At 54.4% G+C, this 17,334-nt stretch carries 13 protein-coding genes; all 13 read left to right on the forward strand.

Annotation, left to right across the window (positions count from 1 at the left end):
• Nucleotides 1–214: 214 nt before the first annotated feature.
• The 13 genes from DY252_RS17465 to flhA all read left to right on the forward strand — a co-directional run bounded on the left by DY252_RS17465 (nt 215) and on the right by flhA (nt 17,296).
• Nucleotides 215–1,564 carry a flagellin N-terminal helical domain-containing protein gene (locus tag DY252_RS17465; protein WP_064788874.1) on the forward strand — a complete coding sequence of 450 codons (1,350 nt, stop codon included), beginning with the start codon at nt 215–217 and terminating at the stop codon, nt 1,562–1,564.
• Nucleotides 1,565–1,657: 93 nt separating this feature from the next.
• On the forward strand, nt 1,658–2,026 hold the full coding sequence (locus DY252_RS17470) for a flagellar protein FlaG (RefSeq protein ID WP_064782355.1): 369 nt from the start codon (nt 1,658–1,660) through the stop codon (nt 2,024–2,026).
• Nucleotides 2,027–2,128: 102 nt separating this feature from the next.
• Nucleotides 2,129–3,901: a flagellar filament capping protein FliD gene (gene fliD, locus DY252_RS17475; protein WP_064788875.1), complete on the forward strand. Its 1,773-nt coding sequence runs from the start codon at nt 2,129–2,131 to the stop codon at nt 3,899–3,901.
• Nucleotides 3,902–3,958: 57 nt separating this feature from the next.
• Nucleotides 3,959–4,459: a flagellar export chaperone FliS gene (gene fliS, locus DY252_RS17480; protein ID WP_008891644.1), complete on the forward strand. Its 501-nt coding sequence runs from the start codon at nt 3,959–3,961 to the stop codon at nt 4,457–4,459.
• Nucleotides 4,460–4,720: 261 nt separating this feature from the next.
• Nucleotides 4,721–6,364 (forward strand): flagellar hook-length control protein FliK, encoded by a 1,644-nt coding sequence (locus DY252_RS17485; RefSeq protein WP_082923479.1) that lies wholly within the window; start codon nt 4,721–4,723, stop codon nt 6,362–6,364.
• A gap of 21 nt (nt 6,365–6,385) precedes the next feature.
• The gene (locus DY252_RS17490; protein WP_064788877.1) at nt 6,386–7,168 is read left to right on the forward strand and encodes a flagellar hook assembly protein FlgD; all 783 of its coding nucleotides are present in this window, start codon (nt 6,386–6,388) and stop codon (nt 7,166–7,168) included.
• A 67-nt stretch (nt 7,169–7,235) separates the two neighbouring features.
• On the forward strand, nt 7,236–8,930 hold the full coding sequence (locus DY252_RS17495; protein WP_231959713.1) for a flagellar hook protein FlgE: 1,695 nt from the start codon (nt 7,236–7,238) through the stop codon (nt 8,928–8,930).
• Nucleotides 8,931–9,283: 353 nt separating this feature from the next.
• A complete protein-coding gene (fliF, locus tag DY252_RS17500) occupies nt 9,284–10,885 on the forward strand; it encodes a flagellar basal-body MS-ring/collar protein FliF (protein ID WP_008891640.1) in 1,602 nt (533 codons plus the stop codon).
• 79 nt (nt 10,886–10,964) lie between these two features.
• Nucleotides 10,965–12,221 carry a FliH/SctL family protein gene (locus DY252_RS17505; protein WP_064788879.1) on the forward strand — a complete coding sequence of 419 codons (1,257 nt, stop codon included), beginning with the start codon at nt 10,965–10,967 and terminating at the stop codon, nt 12,219–12,221.
• Nucleotides 12,214–12,576 (forward strand): flagellar motor switch protein FliN, encoded by a 363-nt coding sequence (gene fliN / locus DY252_RS17510; protein ID WP_008891638.1) that lies wholly within the window; start codon nt 12,214–12,216, stop codon nt 12,574–12,576. Before DY252_RS17505 ends, fliN begins: the two co-directional genes overlap by 8 nt.
• 21 nt (nt 12,577–12,597) lie before the next feature.
• The gene (locus tag DY252_RS17515) at nt 12,598–13,392 is read left to right on the forward strand and encodes a motility protein A (RefSeq protein ID WP_008891637.1); all 795 of its coding nucleotides are present in this window, start codon (nt 12,598–12,600) and stop codon (nt 13,390–13,392) included.
• An 86-nt stretch (nt 13,393–13,478) separates the two neighbouring features.
• Nucleotides 13,479–15,044, forward strand: a complete 1,566-nt coding sequence (locus tag DY252_RS17520; RefSeq protein WP_064788880.1) for a sigma-54-dependent transcriptional regulator — start codon at nt 13,479–13,481, stop codon at nt 15,042–15,044.
• A gap of 89 nt (nt 15,045–15,133) precedes the next feature.
• Complete coding sequence (gene flhA / locus DY252_RS17525; protein WP_008891635.1) at nt 15,134–17,296, forward strand: flagellar biosynthesis protein FlhA; 2,163 nt, start codon at nt 15,134–15,136, stop codon at nt 17,294–17,296.
• Nucleotides 17,297–17,334 lie beyond the last annotated feature (38 nt).

Consider the following 17,334-nt stretch of genomic DNA (forward strand, 5'->3'; position numbering starts at 1 on the left):
ACAGCTAGCGCTTTGACCTCTACGCAACCATTTGTTTTTAATGGAAAAAGTGAGGAATCTTTTTTCACTGGACACAAATCTAACCTAAAAGTATATTACACTCTATATGTATTACCGTTTTCATCCCTATGTTCGGGTTGGAAACACTCCGGCAAATGTGCCGGATAACGGACAACAAGATGTTGCCCAGAGCTGTCCATGTAGGAGATGCGTTATGGCTCTTAACATTATTTCGAACTATGCTGCGAACGTCGCGCACCGTAACCTTTCGGCTTCTGATCAAATGGCGACCCGGTCGCTGTCGAAGCTGTCGTCTGGTACGCGCGTCGTTTCTGCGCGTGATGACGCAGCTTCCATGGCAATCGGTGCGCGTTTGAACGCAACGACTGAGGCCCTTAAAACTGCTTCCGTAAACGTTGGCCAGGCCAACTCGATGCTGCAGATTGCCGACGGCGGCATGGCAACGATCGACAATATTCTGGTCCGCATGAAAACGCTTTCGGTTCAGGCATCCTCTGGCAACCTGTCCGACACTGAACGCGGTTTCCTCAATGATGAGTTCGTGCAGTTGCGCGAAGAAATTGACCGCATCGCATCCTCAACCAACTTCAACGGCATTCAACTTCTGGGTGATGGTGGTGATGTTGCCGCCAACTTTGGGAATCTTGCTTCCGGTGGTGGCGGTGCGGCTCTGGTTCCTGCTGCCGGTTTCGATGGCTTTGCCATCACCGACAACAACTATTGGGCGACCGACGCCAATGCTGGTGGCGTGACCGACAACAGCTTCCAAGTCAGCATCAACGAAGGTACTGCTGGTCAGGTTATCATGACGGTCAGTGCCACCATTGACGGTGTTTTGGACCGCGTTCAGTCAATTGACGTTACCGACTATGCGTCCGGTGGCACCACCGCAATTGGCGCTGGTGAAAACGCAACGCTGAACTTCGATGAATTTGGCTTGTCCTTCTCGGTCAACACCAACTTCTCTGCAACTGTTAGCTATGTTGAGGCCGGCACCAATGGTGATCAGGACTTCGGTAGTGACGCTACCTTTAATAACGGCGCTGCGACCTTTGACTCGACCGCCAACGTTGTCAACATGTCAGCGGACAACGGCCAGACATTGCAGAGTTCAATCGAATTCCAGGTTGGCGCTGGTAATACAGCAAACGACCGTCTGAATATTTCACTCAACGCAGTTGATTCCGATACTCTCGGCGCCGGTGCACTGGGTACACAGGAATCGCTTATGTCACTGGGCGCCAATGCAATCAGCACAGTCGGAAACGCCCAAAGTGCGGTTGAGGTTGTGACCCGCGCGATTGACGATTTGCAGCGCGCCCGAGCTTCAGTTGGTACCTATCAAAACCGCTTGGACTTCGCTGGTCAGAACCTTGCGTCTACGCAGGAAAACACTGAATCAGCTCGTTCAACCCTGCTCGACCTGGACGTCGCGGCCGAAATGACCGCCTTCACGTCCAAGCAGATCCTGGTTCAGTCGGGTGTCGCAATGTTGGCACAAGCAAACCAGATGCCGCAAAACTTGTTGCGTCTGTTACAGTAACCTAACTCTCGTCCCCCGGCACTGATTGCCGGCAATCGTCTTTTTCAAGTTTCATCCTGCTGTTACAGGATGGCGGCTTTAAGGAGCTGAAAAATGGAAGTCGTAAAAAACTATAGTGCGTCGAGTGGCTCCGGGGGCATCCCCCATGCTGCTGCGAGCGTACCGGAAGTCGCACCAGCCAAAGCCAGTGCGGTTTCTTCACCGGTGGCAAAACCGGAAAACAAACCTTCTGCAGTTCCGCAGAAAATGCAGGATGCCCTTGCAAGTATGGATCTGCCCGACCTTGCCGATGGCACCGCACGGGTTGAGCTGAACTTCAACCAGGACACCGGCCGCGTTGTGGCAAAAGTTACCGACCGGACCAGTGGTGAAGTCCTGCGCGAACTGCCCTCCAAGGAACTGCAGCAACTGTTCTCGCAGATGCGCGAGTACCTCGGCAGCTTTGTCGACGAAGAAATTTAACACAGCGAGTGGGCGCATATAGGCACGGTTCTTGCAGTTCGGTTTGACAAAACATACCGCTAGCAGGCAAAATCGGCCGGGAGCACCCAAGGAGCTACACCAATGAGCAGTCTGAATTTAAATAATATCTATGTTGGCGATAACGGTCGCGTCCAGTTGTCTGGCGGCTCGTCCAACATTGATTTCGTCGACACCGTCGACAAGATGATTGCTGCCCGTCGTATTCCTGCCGACAATCTTGAAAAACGGATTGAAGCAAACGACGAGAAAATTGCTGCGCTGAAAGAGCTGCAGACGCTTGTTGGTACCCTTAAGGACTCCATGGCGAACCTCTATGGTGCGACCAGCTTTGACAACTCGCGAAATATCTTTGAATCCAAACAAATTTTTGCTTCGACAAACAACACCACCGAAGCAGGATCTTTAATAGGTGTTGTCGCCTCAAACGCCGCCGAGACCGGAAGCTACAAGTTCGAAATCAACCAGGTCGCCAGCAAACACAAGCTTTCAAGTAATACCCAGACTGTCGCGGCAAGCGCTGACGTCACCGGACTTACGGGCACTGGCACATTTACGATAACCGGTGGCAGTGGCAGCTCAAGCGTGACCGTCGCAGCCGGTGATACGCTTCAGGACATCCGTGACAAGATCAACAACGTCAAGGATACGACCGGCATTCAGGCTTCGGTCGTCAAGGTGTCAGAAACCGAAAGTACACTGATCCTGACGTCGGTCGAGGAAGGTGAAGCCAATCGCATGTCGTTCAGTGACGACACCGGCAGTGTTTTGCAAAACCTCGGTGTTCTGACAGACGCGACGACAATCAATGCTGCCAACGTTATTGATGATGGTAACAATGCCAGCATCACGCTTGATGGCATCACTGTTACGCGCGGGTCCAACGAATTCTCTGATCTTATTGATGGCCTGAGCATCAGCCTCTATGACGCTGAACCGGGGACAGAGATCACGATTGAAATCGAACAGGACCTTAATCAGGCGAAAACGGCAATCCTCAATTTTGTCGAAGCCTATAATGCTGTTCAGACATTCATCAACGAGAAGACTTTCGTTGACCCGACCACGGGCGAGTCCTCGGAAGATGCAGTGTTGCTCGGCAATACGTCTGTCAAAGGCATTGAATCTGCCCTGCAACAGATTGCGGGTTCTTTTGCGAACGGTGTAACCGACAGACCCGACAAGGACGATTATTCGGTCCTAGCTGAAATTGGTTTGGATTTCGTTGCCTATGGCGCGAACGAAGACCCGATGCTCAGCAAAACCATCGATCTTGACGAGGCAGCCCTGAACGAAGCGTTGCTCAACGAACCGCAAGAAGTGATGGAACTGTTCCTGTTCCGTGGGAAGTCTGACAATTCTGACGTCACCATGACCGGTTTTGACGGCAAAACCAATGCTGCAACCTATGAGTTCAACATTGATGCATCCGGCGGTACGATCAACAGCGTCACCTACGATATCACCGTCAATGGCGTGACAACGACCGGCAAGAACGCCGTTGTATCGGGCAACAGCATTCGCACGGCCGACGGTTTGCGCCTGTTTTACGGTGGGGATGCAAATGCATCCGATACAGCGACTGTAACCACCAGCATCGGGATCGGTGCGCAATTCTACTTCGAACTGGATTCTATTCTGGACGAAGAAGACGGGAGTTTGACCCAGGCCATTTCCGATCTGGAGGTGCAGACCACTTCTTACGAAGAAAAAGTTGACCGCATTGACGAACGTCTTACCCGGCAGCGAGAAGTCCTTATGGATCAGTTCATTGCAATGGAATCGGCCCTTGCACGCATGAAGAACATTCAGAGTTCTCTTGACGAATTAATGGCTGCAGGACGAGATAAAGGTTAACTTTTGTCTGCCATACATGCACACTGAACTCACGCTTAGCATACCAAGGAGTGTCGCATGAACGAACACGCCGCCCATACATACAAGCAACAACAGGTCAATACAGCCACACCGGCAAAGATGGTGTTCATGCTGTTTGAAAAGACCTTGTCGCGCTTGCAGGAGGCGCAACACGCGATTGAGCGGAATGACATTCAGGGCCGTTGCAATGCGAACTGCAGTGCACAGGAACTGATTGCCCATCTTTCGAACACTTTGGATATGGAACAGGGTGGCGAAATCGCCGCGAATCTGGAACGACTCTATACCCACTGCATGCTCCGTCTGATGGATGTGGATCGGAAAAATGATCCCAACGCCGCAGCAGAAGTGATCAAGCTTCTGACACCACTTCGGGATTCATGGGCCGAGCTTTCTGAGAAAAGCGAAGGTGAACTGCGTCAGGCAGTTTTGACCGCGCAACAAGCACGCCCGGCGCTTACCAACGAAACGGCAACTGCAAGCGAAGAAACAGAACCACAGGCACCGGCGAAAACCGGCCTGTCAATTTCTGCCTGATCCCAAACACCGGGTATCTCGCACCGGATTAAAGACCTCCGAAATTTTCGGAGGTCTTTTTTGTTTTTGGCCTGCTTTTGACCGGGCCACTAAATCACAGGTTCATTTTTGCCCGGCATCGGCCAAACCCCGTGGAAGGCAAAATCTGCCCTTTCTGCCAAGGCACTGCTAACCTGCTGAAACTATGTAGAAAACGTTAACAATCAAAACTGGCCCACCACTTGCACATGTTCTGACACTGCTTCCATAAGGACCAAGGTCATGAACAGCTCTGCGATTACAAACAGCGTGATGCCAACTGTCTCCATTCCCGGCACAAACCCTAGCGAACGCAAGGGATCGGGCTTTGGGGATGTCATGGCATCAATCACAGACAACTGGTCTGAGCAAAGTCATCAGGTCAAATACGACGCGGCAAAATCTGCCCAGAAGAATTTCGATGATCGGCGCTCAGATATGGATGCCGAAAGATCCGCACGCGACGAACGCAGCATCAATGAGGCGCGTTCCGAAGATCGCCGCGAAGAAGACCCTGTCCGCGCATCACATGATGACTACGAAGATCATGATGATCATGCCAAAATCGATGATCCTAAATCCGATGAACCGCGCGACGTGGAAGCTACCTCGGAAGATGATCACGCTGGCGAGGACATGGAAACTGCCGATGGTGGTGATCGTTCAAACGATAGCGAAGCTGCACCCCAGGACGGGGAAAACACTGCTTCCGCATCCGACGAAACCACATCAGCAGAATCAGATGATACCAAGTCAGATGGCGACAGCCCCCTGACGGGCGACGCTGGCATGGTTGATCCAAACCAGCCTGCACAAGCCGTTCCGCTTCCCGGATCCCCCGAAGCCATTGAATTGGCTAAGGCAGAAGCCGCCAAAATGAAGGCAGCTGGTACTAATGGTGCAGCAAATGCCCAGAATGCAGCCCTGGCAAATGGTCAGGCCGCAACCGGTGCCACCAATGGTAACGCCACTGCGGATAGCACGACAGACGGCTTGATGAATTCAACTGCCCTGTCGCAGCCTGCGGCGGCATCCTCTGCCAAGATGGCACTGAATGGTGCGGATGCGGGGGCCGGCGATGAAATGTCCTCCGACAAGTTCCTTTCGCGGGTTGTCGATTCAATGACCGGTGACGGCAAAGGTAAAACCGATGCCACCGGCACCACTAATGCGGCAACCACTGGCCAGACCAATAATGGCACCCAACAGCCTTCCGCAGCCAACCCGGCACAAACTGCCCAGGCAGCGCAGCAGGCAATGGCCGCAGCAGCAGCCGGACCGAACGCGCAAAACAACCCGACCGCCGCGCAGAATGTGTCAACCAGCAGTGCGGTTACCGCAACTGGCGGCACTGAGGCCACAGCAACAGCCAACGGCCAACCGGGAAGTGCCAACAGTCTGCATCAGAGCAACACGGGTGGTCAGACCGCGCACACCGCACGTCAGGCCCCGTCGCAACAGGTTCAGCAGCAAGTCGCCGTTTCGATCCGCAATGCCGCCAGCGAAGGCGTTGACAAGATCTCTGTTCAGCTTCGACCAGAACATCTTGGACGCGTCGACGTCAAAATGGAGATCGGTCAGGATGGTCGAATCCAGGGTGTCATTCAGGCTGACACACGCGAAACACTCGACATGTTGCGTCAGGACTCCCGTGCCTTGCAGCAAGCGCTGAAAGACGCCGGTCTGAATGCAGACAGTCAAAGCTTCACCTTCGAACACAGGAATGAAGGTGGCCAGAGTCAGGAAGGCAACGGCCAATCCCGTATGACCGCCGATCAGGGCAGTAGCCCGGATGAAGGTGATGTCATGAGTGGAACCGAACTCGCCGAACATGTCGCCATTGGCTACGGGATTAATCCCAACGGCCTTGTCGATATCCGGATATAGAAAAGGTAGAGGGCACATCCCATGACCGTTTCATCCCTGACAAACGTTGGCCTTTCTCAGTCCAACACGAATGCTGCTTCAAGCAGCTCCGCCAATCAGTTGGCGCAGAACTTTGATACGTTTCTGACCCTGCTGACCACGCAGCTCAAGAACCAGGATCCGACCTCGCCAATGGAAAGTGACAAATTCACTGACCAGTTGAGCCAGTTCGCCCAAGTTGAGCAAGGCATTCAGAGTAACAAGAATCTTGAAGACCTAATTGCCATGCAAGGCCAGCAGCGACAGCTTTCCGCCCTGTCCTATGTCGGCGCTGAGATTGAAGCCGTCGGTGATACCAATTGGCTCGAAGAAGGTGAAGAGCTCACCTACAAATACAATGTTTCACCAGAAGTTCCACGGCTGCAGCTGCAGATTCAGGATCAAACTGGCAAAACTGTCTTTTCTTCGGAATTCACCGATATTTCCGGGCTCCAGACCTTCACCTGGGACGGGAAAAACAACAGTGGCGTCGAGCAGGCAGACGGAGCCTATACGCTGGTTGTCAAACCAATGGCTGCAAACGGTGACACCTTCAAAGACGAGAAGGGCAAACCTGCCTCTGTCGCGATTGGCATCATCGGGACAGTTGATAGTGTCGATATCGATGATACGGACATCTATCTCCGCCTTGGTGATGTCTCGGTTCCATTCTCCACCCTGACCAATGTGAAGTTGGGGGCCAACGACACTGAGACTGGAAACGGCAACACAGACACTGATACCGGAGATGGCTCCGGAACTGACGAGCAGGAAGAAGCCGCCTAGGGCATTCATCCGGATTTGATTAACACCCTGTCGAAACAGGAGACTAAAAATGAGCCTTTTTGGTGCAATGATTTCCGGTGTTTCCGGCTTGAATGCTCAGTCGCAAAACCTGGGCGTCATCTCGGACAACATCTCGAACCTCAATACCATCGGCTATAAGGGAACGGTTGGACGTTTTTCAACCTTGGTTACCGAAGCCGCAACAGATACCCGTTACACTCCAGGTGGTGTAAGGTTCCATCCGACCGCTTTGATCAGTAAACAAGGCTTGCTACAAGCAACGTCTTCAAGCACTGCAGCGGCAATTTCTGGCGATGGCTTCTTTATTGTCCGCGATTCCTCCTCGCCTGGATCGAACGACGAACTCTTCTTCACCCGTGCAGGGGACTTCAAACCCGATGACGACGGTTATCTGCGAAATACAGCTGGATATTACGTTCAGGGCTGGGCCACGGACAGAGAAGGTAACTTGCTTGACCGGAACGGCAATACCACCAGCTCAAACAGCTCTGCTGTAAGCGATCTGCAAGTTATTGATGTTAACCGTATCCTGACTGCAGCTGCAGCGACAACCAATATAGAGCTAAGCGCCAACCTGAACCGGGATGAAACGGCTGTGGCAGGTGGCACCAATGTGTCGACGACGCTTGGTCTTGATTATGACACGACCCTTCTTGACGGGTTCGGCGGCATTTCTGCTGGTGACAGTTTTGATATCACCCATGAGGGAACGACAACAACCATTACGATCACTGCTACGGATACACTCGCAACTCTCGCGGCCAAGATCAGTGCTGTGACTGGCGTATCGGCCACGACGACCACCACTGGCACCAATGACACCATGACGCTGACCGGAGCCTTCGCCGATCAGGATGTCACCATTACAAACAACAACAATACCCCACTCACTGCACTTGGGTTTACCGGACCGTTCCCGGCAACCCTGTCTTCCACTTACACGGCGGGAGATCTTGCAAGTGGAACAGTTGCTGAAGACAACACAATGCCCATAACGATCTACGATTCACTGGGTGCTGCGCATACGGTGAACCTGCAGCTTGTCAAGCTTGGCCAGAACCGTTGGGCTTTTGAATTTACCGGCCAGACCGGAACGGACGAACTTGATGCGGCGTCTCATCCAAACGGCCTGATCCAATCTGGTATCCTTACTTTCAACGGCGACGGGAGTTTGGGGTCCTATACAGATAGCTCTGGTAATGATCTGACAAATACGAACATCACGGCGAACTGGTCCAATGGCTCGAACCAAAGCGAAATCACTCTTGATTTGGGTACCATCGGCTTCCAGGATGGCTTCACTCAATTCGGGGCACAAACCGACCCGAATGGTAACATTGTTGAATACACCACCAACTTCATCAATCAAAATGGTGCACAAGCTGGTAACATGGTGAACTATTCGTTTACCGAAGACGGCTTCCTTGAAATTGAATATGCAAACGGTGTGAAACGCCCGGTCTACAAACTGGCGATCGCAACGTTCGAAGCCCCTGATGAAATGGAAAACCACACCGGTAACGTTTACCGTCAGACCCGTGAATCAGGCGATTATCTGTTGCGTGAACCGGGCCTTAACGGGGCGGGTAACGTTGTGGCATCGGCACTTGAAGGATCGAACGTCGATCTCGGTACAGAGTTCACCAACATGATCGTTACCCAGCGCGCCTACTCCGCGAACACCAAGACGATCACCACGACCGATGAAATGCTCGACGAGCTGATCCGTATCAAACGGTAATTGCATCTGTTTCAGGGCGTTAGCCCGCCCTGAAACATATTGCACCAGATTAGACTCGCCCGGCACAATTGCCGGGCTTCTTTTTGCCCGATTGACTCACTACATTAAGGGCAGAACAATTCGGTCATTAAATATCCAAGCGATTCAAATCACTGATAAATTTGAATCCGATGACTGGGCAAAAATTGCCGGTTGTTAACCTGTTCTTCAGCATGGAGAACTATTCGTTGTTAATGCTGGTCGTATTCCGCACGGATCGATCCGCATGGGGACAGTGGTAAATTTTCGTTTCGGAGCAGTCGAACGTGGGCGGCTTGTTACAAACACTCAAGGGTCTGGGACCGACGCGGCTGATGGCTATCAGTGGCGTGGGCGTGCTGTTGCTTGTCTTCTTTGCATTCCTGATCATGCGTGTTTCAGCCCCGAATATGGAACTGCTCTATCGCGATCTGGATCCGGCAGATGCCAGCCAGATCGTCAATCGCCTCGAAGACCAGCAGGTTCAGTACCAGTTGCTGAACAATGGCACCGAAATTCTTGTCCCGGCCGACCAGGTCAACCGCATGCGTCTGACCATGGCCGAAAGCGGCCTGCCGACCGGCGGCTCTGTCGGGTACGAAGTATTTGACAATTCCGACGGCTTTGGCGCCACCAGTTTCGAACAGAACATCAACCATGTTCGCGCCCTTGAAGGCGAGCTGGCCCGCACAATCGCATCCATTCAGGCGATCCAGCAGGCACGCGTTCATCTGGTTCTGCCAAAACGTCAAATGTTCTCGCGTGAAACCCAGGAAGCCAGCGCCTCTATCGCGGTCAAGATGGCCGGTGGCGAACTGAAACCCGAACAGGTCGTTGCCATCCAGCATCTTGTGGCTGCCGCGGTGCCCCAGCTTGATCCGGGCAAGGTATCGATCATTGATGAACGCGGCCGGTTGCTGGCGCGCGGTGATGGCGAACAGCAGTCGTCGACATTCCTGACCCAGACCGCTGATGAAATGCGCATTCGCACCGAAAGCCGCCTGCGCAATACCATCGAAGATCTTCTGTCGCGCTCCCTTGGTTACGGCGAAGTCCGCGCCGAAGTTTCGGTCGAAATGGACTTCAACAAGATTACGACCGCCAATGAGCGGTTTAATCCGGATGAGCGCGTAATCCGTTCCAGTCAGACGATTGAAGAAAACGCGACCAATTCCGAGACCGAGGGCACCGATCCGGTAACGCTGCAGAACAATCTGCCGGATGCCAACTTTGATGCCGCCAACGGTGCAGGAACCCAAAGTCAGGAAAGCCGTACCGAAGAAACGGTCAATTACGAGATTTCCAAAACAACCACCACACAGATCAAGGAAATCGGCGAGATTTCGCGTGTGACGGTTGCCGTCCTTGTTGATGGCACCTACACCACCGACGAAAATGGCGAGCGCCTGTATCAGGAACGCTCCCCGGAAGACCTTGAAAAGATCGCAGCACTCGTGCGCAGCGCCATCGGCTATGACCCGCAACGCAGCGATCAGGTCGAGGTCATCAACATGCAGTTCGCTGATACTGCCGACCTGTTCCCGGATGAAGAGATCGAGACGTTCCTTGGCCTTGATAAGGCTGAGATCTTCCGCATCGCCGAGATGCTGGTGCTGGCGATTGTTGCCATCCTCGTCATCCTGCTGGTGGTACGCCCGCTTCTGACCCGTGCGTTCGAAACTCTGCCGAGTGCGGCAGATATGGCACAGCGTCAGCTTCTTGCCGATGACATGACCGCCGATGGCACGCCGGCCCTTGAAGGTCCGGCACCCGTTCCGATGGCACCTGGCATGGATGACGGCGAAGAACTGATCAACCTGTCGCAGGTTGAAGGTCGCGTGAAAGCATCCTCGGTCAAGAAGATTGGCGAGATCGTGGAGAAACACCCGGAAGAAGCTCTCTCGATCATTCGCAACTGGCTGTATCAGGAGAGCTAATTCTCCTGACAGTTATCGGCTCACTGGCAGCCGCAGGGCTGCCTTCCTTTTGTTGCTCAAGGCGTTTTAGCAGTTCGATATGACGGCCATTGAAAAGTTCACATTCTCACTCAGCTTCGACGATGCCGACAACGTAATCCGTTCGGCAGGCAAAGAGGATGAGCATTACGAACTGGGCACCAAAAAGAAGAAAAAGAAAGAAGAAGAAGCCCCGCCGCCCCCGCCGCCTGTCTATACCGAGGAACAGGGCGCACAGATGGTCGCCGATGCCGAAAAGCGCGGCCACGAACAGGGTTTTGCCGAAGGTCACAAACAAGGCTTTGACGAAGCCCATCAGCAAATCATGGCGTCGCTTGAAAAGGCGGTTGGCGATGTGGAATCCGAAATTGCCGAAAAGCTCGCCCAGATTGACGAGCAGCAAAAGCGCGCCAACGCCAAAATCAACGAAGACGCCATTCACGTTGCCCTTGGTGTCATTCGCAAGCTGGCCCCGGCCTGGTCCAAACAGTACCAGATGACCGAAATCGAAGACATCGTCCGGCAATGTCTTGCCAACCTGTTTGAAGCGCCGAAAGTCATGATCAAGGTTAATCCCGAGCTTGAGACAGAAGTCGGTGCCGCCGCCCAGCGCATTGCAGACTCCCGGGGCTTTTCCGGCAAGGTTGTTGTGGTTGGCGAACCGGACGTCGCAATGGGTGATTGTCAGGTATCCTGGGGCGATGGCACGGCTGTTCGCGACAGTGCGCGGATATGGTCGGAAATCAACGCCATCATCGACAACGCACTGACCCTGCATGCCAACGACCATGATCTGCCCGAAAGCGATATGGGCGATCCCGAAATTCAGGAAAGCCGCCTCGCCCCCGAGGTAAAGGTCCCGGCACAGCCTTCTGCACCTGTTCAATCGACCGAACCAGCACCGGATCAGGTCGAAACCGTAAATCAGGTCACACCCGAGATGCCATCCGCCGAAGAACCCGCTGAGTCCGGCTCTGATACGCAAGAAGGCGATGGCACCGCGGCGCGGAATATGCAAACATTGCAAGAAGATACGAAGGCTGAATCGGCAACCACCGATGGCGCGATGCACGGACCAGAAACGGACACCACACCGTCGCCACAGCCGACACCGGAACCAAACATTACAGATCAGGCGGAAAACAAGCCTGAACCACAAAAAGACCAGACAACGGCGACAGCGCAAGGCCCAGCACAGCCTGGCAATTCCGGCCCGGAAACCGAACAGACGGCTGCGCAGGAAGACCCGACGACCACAGCCGATAAAACGGCTGCTGTGAAGCAACCGACCAAAGACGCAGGAGACGAAAATGGCTGATGATGACGATCTGGAACTCTCGGAGCTCGACGACGATAACATCGAACTCGAGGGCGAAGGGACCGAACTTCTTGCTGCGGCCGAAGCCGGCAGCGAGCAGATGAAGACTTCCAAGGATCTCGAAGCCGTGTACGATATTCCCGTTCAGGTTTCGGCAGTTCTTGGCAAAGCAACCATGCAAGTCAGCCAATTGCTGAAACTTGGTCGTGGTGCCGTGGTAGAGCTTGACCGTAAAGTTGGTGAAGCTATTGATATCTATGTGAACAACCGTCTCGTCGCACGCGGCGAGGTGGTGGTCGTGGAAGACCGGCTTGGTGTGACCATGACGGAAATCATCAAATCCGAGAAAAGCTAACGTAAGAGAGGATATCCGACTATGGCCGAAGGGGGGACTAAAACGTCGTTTGACATTGCGACAGTCGGGGGACTGGCCATTGGCTTTGCGTTGGTGATTGCTGCAATCATCTTTGGTGGATCGCCGGGTGCGTTTATCGATATCCCCTCTGTCCTGATTGTTATCGGCGGTACAGCAGCCATTACGGCTGTCAGCTTTGCGCTGGGCGAGTTTCTCGGCTCTGGCAAAGTCTTGATGCGCACGATTTTCCACAAATCGCGCAATCCGGCGGATGCGGCACTTCAAATTCTTCAGCTTGCCGAAATCGCCCGCAAAGGCGGTGTGCTGTCCCTTCAGGGGCATCTTGATAGCCTACAAAGCGAAGAATACCTTTGGAAAGGCTTGTCGCTTGTCGTTGACGGCACCCCGCCCGAGGAAGTCGAAGCCATCATGCGCAAGGACATGAACGCCACCATCGGCCGCCACCAGAAAGGTGCCAACATCATGAAAAAGGCCGGTGACGTTGCACCGGCAATGGGTCTGATCGGGACGCTGATCGGTCTGGTGCAGATGCTGGGCAACCTTGATGATCCGTCATCGATTGGTCCGTCGATGGCTGTTGCGCTTTTGACGACCTTCTATGGCGCGGTTCTGGCCAACATGGTGTTCATGCCGCTTGCCGGGAAGCTTGAACGCAACTCCAGCGACGAGGAACTTTTGAATTCGGTCTACATGGTTGGTGCTGTTTCCATCGGTCGACAGGAAAACCCCCGTCGTCTGGAAATGCTGATCAACTCGATCCTGCCGCCGTCAAAACGCGTCAGCTACTTCGATTGATCGTGAATGTGAATATGGTGGTTCTGGCGCATCAATGCTTTTTTGATGCGCCGGGTCCCCGAAACTGATCGGAAAGAGATGATACGATGCAGGTACTGATCGTTGGTGGACTGGGCGGACAGATAGGCGCAGCCAGCAAGATCGCAATGGCGCGCGGCGCTTCGGTCCAGTTGGCCGAAAGTGTCACGACTGCGCTTAACATCCTGCGGGCAGGCAACCGGATTGATCTGGTTATGGCGGATATCACCCTTGATGTCGCCGCCCTGATTGAAGGCATGGTTGCTGAACGCATCACGACACCGGTAGTCGCGTGTGGCATCGGCAATGACGTCAATGGTGCAGTCAATGCGATTAAGGCAGGTGCCCAGGAATTCATCCCCCTGCCCCCCGAAGCCGACCTGATTGCCGCAATTTTCGAAGCCGTCACCGAAGAAAGCCACGCCCTGATCCATCGCGACGCGCGCATGGCCGAGACGCTCCGACTGGCAAGTCAGGTGGCCAACAGTTCGGCATCCATCCTGATCACGGGCGAAAGCGGCACCGGCAAGGAAATCATTTCGCGCTATGTGCACCGCAAGTCCAACCGTTCGGACAAGCCGTTCGTTGCGGTCAACTGTGCGGCCATCCCCGACAACCTTCTTGAATCCGAATTGTTTGGCCATGAAAAGGGTGCCTTTACCGGTGCCCAGGCACGACGTATCGGCAAGTTCGAAGAAGCCAATGGCGGCACCCTTTTGCTTGATGAAATCAGCGAAATGGATGTGCGCCTTCAGGCCAAACTTCTGCGTGCCATTCAGGAAAAGGAAATTGACCGGCTTGGCGGCAAAAGCCCCGTTAAGGTCGATGTCCGCATTCTGGCGACCTCAAACCGCAATCTTGAGGCCGAAGTCAATGCCGGCAACTTCCGCGAGGATTTGTATTTCCGCCTGAACGTGGTCAATCTTGATATCCCGTCACTGCGTGAACGTCCCGATGATATCCCGGTTCTGGCCGAATTCTTTGTCAAAAAATACTCTGATGCCAATGACGTTCCGGTCCGCCCGATCAGCCCGCTTGCGATCCAGCGCCTGCTGTCTCATCACTGGCGGGGCAATGTGCGCGAACTTGAAAATACCATGCATCGCGCGGTTCTGATCGCCGGTCCCGATGAAATCGGGCCAGAAGCCATCATGCTGTCTGGCGAAAGCAGCGCACCGGCAGCCGCAGCCCCCGTATCGCAGGCCCCGGCACCATCTGCATCTGCACCGGCCCCGTCTACGACGGCACGCGCCAGTTCGGCCTATGCCAGTGCCAATGCCGCCTATGGCGCGGCATCATCGGCCTATCAACCCAGTGCACCGGCTCCTGCAACATCTGCCCCATCCGCACCGACGCATGAGGCACCTTCTCGGGATGATGACGCAGACAGCGGCGATGACGGTGCGTCCGATGAAAGCACGGCTGGAAACGGCTCTGTGACCTCGGCACTTGTCGGGCGCACTGTTGCTGATGTCGAACGTGATCTGATCATTGATACGCTCAAGCATTGCTTTGGCAACCGGACCCATGCGGCCAACATTCTTGGCATTTCCATTCGGACCCTGCGCAACAAACTACGCCAGTATACCGACGAAGGACTTGCTGTACCGGCCCCGGGTGACGGTCACGACTGAACATGAAATTTCGGCGCGCTGTCCCCATCTTCAAGGCAGGTAAAGGCGCAACGAACATCGAGCAAGCAACAGGATAACAAGCAAAGACAATGGCCGAAGGTCAAGACATCACACCGACTGGTTCCGGCGGCTCTGACGGCCCCGGCGGCGGTGCGCCGGGCGGGTTAAATCTCGGCGCCATTCAGTCGCGTGTCGCTTCGGCCATGAAACGTGGCGATATCGCCATGGCACTCGGCTTTATCATGATCCTTGTGGTCATGATGTTCCCGATGCCGCCCTGGCTGCTTGATTTCATGCTGGCGCTTTCGATCAGCTTCTCTGTGCTGATTCTGATGACATCGCTGTTCATCCAGAAGCCGCTTGAATTCAACTCTTTCCCGACGATCCTGCTGGTGGCGACGTCGCTCAGGCTCGCGCTGAACATTGCGACAACCCGACTGATCCTTGGTTATGGACACGAAGGTACACATGCCGCTGGTGCGGTGATCGAGGCGTTTGGCAGCTTCCTGATTTCGGGCAATTTCGTCATCGGGATTATCGTCTTTGCCATCCTTGTCATCATCAACTTTGTCGTTATCACCAAGGGTTCCGGCCGTATTGCCGAGGTCGCCGCACGCTTTACCCTTGATGCCATGCCCGGCAAACAGATGGCGATTGACGCCGACCTGTCATCGGGCCTGATCAATGAAGAACAGGCAAAGGCCCGCCGTAAGGAACTTGAAGATGAAAGTTCCTTCTTCGGGTCGATGGATGGTGCATCAAAGTTTGTCCGTGGTGATGCGGTTGCCGGTATTCTGATTACGTTTATCAACGTGATCGGCGGCATCATCATCGGCACCGCCCAGATGGGCCTTTCGCTTGCCGAGGCAACCGAAACCTACACGATCCTGACCGTGGGCGACGGTCTGGTGTCCCAGATCCCGGCCCTGATCGTTTCGACCGCAGCAGGTCTTCTGGTCACCAAGGGTGGCCTTGATGGCGCAACCGAAAAGGCCGTTTTCGGGCAGGTCAGTAACTATCCGGCGGCCCTTGGCGTTGCTGCCGCCCTGATGGGGGGCATGTCCCTTCTGCCGGGCATTCCGATGATCTGGTTCCTCGGATTGGCGATCGGGTTGGGGTATCTCGCCTACTACATGAGCAAACGCCAAAACGCAGCCGTTGCCGAAGAACAAATGAAAGAAACCCAGGCCGCGGCCGATGCCGCCGGCCCGCCACCAGAAGAACCCATCGCCAATGCCTTGCGCATGGACTATGTGCGTCTTGAACTTGGCTATGGCTTGTTGTCGTTGATCAGTACCGAACGTGGCCAGAAACTGACCGATCAGATCAAGGCACTGCGTCGCCAGCTTGCCGGTGATATGGGCTTTGTCATGCCGTCGGTGCGCATTCAGGACAACATGCAACTGCCCGCCAACACCTATGTGCTGCGCGTCAAGGAGATCGAGGCAGGCCGGGGTGACCTGCGCCCGAACATGTTGCTGGTGATGGATCCGCGCGGCGAGGAAATTACCCTGTCTGGCGAAAAGACGATGGAGCCGACCTTTAACCTGCCTGCCATGTGGATCGAACAGGGCATGAAGGAAGAGGCGATGTTCCGTGGCTATACGGTGGTTGATCCGCAAACCGTGATCACGACGCACATCACCGAAGTGATCAAAGATCACATGCCCGAACTGCTGTCTTATGCCGAAACGCAAAAGCTGCTTGATGAACTTGATGAAGATCAGAAAAAACTGGTCGAGGATATCGTTCCGGGTCAGGTTTCGGTTGGTGGTGTTCAGCGCGTATTGCAGAACCTTTTGACCGAACGCGTTTCCATCCGCGATCTGCCGACCATCCTTGAAGGTATTGCAGAGTCAACTGCATTTACCCGCAATCCGACCTTCATGACCGAACATGTCCGGTCAAGACTGGCCCGTCAGTTGTCGGATGTGAATACCAATCAGGACGGCGTCATTCCGCTGGTCACCATGTCGCCGCAGTGGGAACAGATCTTTGCCGAAAGCCTGGTTGGTCAGGGCGAGGAAAAGCAGCTTTCCATTCCGCCAAGCCAGCTTCAGGAATTCATCAACAAGGTCAGAACCACGTTCGAGCGCCTTGGCATGATGGGCGAAAGCCCGGTTCTTCTGACCAGCCCGGGCATCCGGCCCTATGTTCGATCCATCGTTGAGCGTTTCCGCCCGAGCACCGTGGTGATGTCGCAAAACGAAATCCACCCCAAGGCACAGTTGAAAACGCTGGGGCAGGTGTGATGGCGATGATCAAGCAAACCGCCCTGCTTGCGGAAATG

It is taken from the genome of Thalassospira indica, from assembly GCF_003403095.1.
Classification (GTDB): Bacteria; Pseudomonadota; Alphaproteobacteria; order Rhodospirillales; family Thalassospiraceae; genus Thalassospira; species Thalassospira indica.

Coding starts and splice junctions, on each gene's coding strand:
- DY252_RS17465 (WP_064788874.1), top strand. CDS start 215: ATGGCTCTTAACATTATTTCGAACTATGCTGCGAACGTCGCGCACCGT.
- DY252_RS17470 (WP_064782355.1), top strand. CDS start 1,658: ATGGAAGTCGTAAAAAACTATAGTGCGTCGAGTGGCTCCGGGGGCATC.
- fliD (WP_064788875.1), top strand. CDS start 2,129: ATGAGCAGTCTGAATTTAAATAATATCTATGTTGGCGATAACGGTCGC.
- fliS (WP_008891644.1), top strand. CDS start 3,959: ATGAACGAACACGCCGCCCATACATACAAGCAACAACAGGTCAATACA.
- DY252_RS17485 (WP_082923479.1), top strand. CDS start 4,721: ATGAACAGCTCTGCGATTACAAACAGCGTGATGCCAACTGTCTCCATT.
- DY252_RS17490 (WP_064788877.1), top strand. CDS start 6,386: ATGACCGTTTCATCCCTGACAAACGTTGGCCTTTCTCAGTCCAACACG.
- DY252_RS17495 (WP_231959713.1), top strand. CDS start 7,236: ATGATTTCCGGTGTTTCCGGCTTGAATGCTCAGTCGCAAAACCTGGGC.
- fliF (WP_008891640.1), top strand. CDS start 9,284: ATGGCTATCAGTGGCGTGGGCGTGCTGTTGCTTGTCTTCTTTGCATTC.
- DY252_RS17505 (WP_064788879.1), top strand. CDS start 10,965: ATGACGGCCATTGAAAAGTTCACATTCTCACTCAGCTTCGACGATGCC.
- fliN (WP_008891638.1), top strand. CDS start 12,214: ATGGCTGATGATGACGATCTGGAACTCTCGGAGCTCGACGACGATAAC.
- DY252_RS17515 (WP_008891637.1), top strand. CDS start 12,598: ATGGCCGAAGGGGGGACTAAAACGTCGTTTGACATTGCGACAGTCGGG.
- DY252_RS17520 (WP_064788880.1), top strand. CDS start 13,479: ATGCAGGTACTGATCGTTGGTGGACTGGGCGGACAGATAGGCGCAGCC.
- flhA (WP_008891635.1), top strand. CDS start 15,134: ATGGCCGAAGGTCAAGACATCACACCGACTGGTTCCGGCGGCTCTGAC.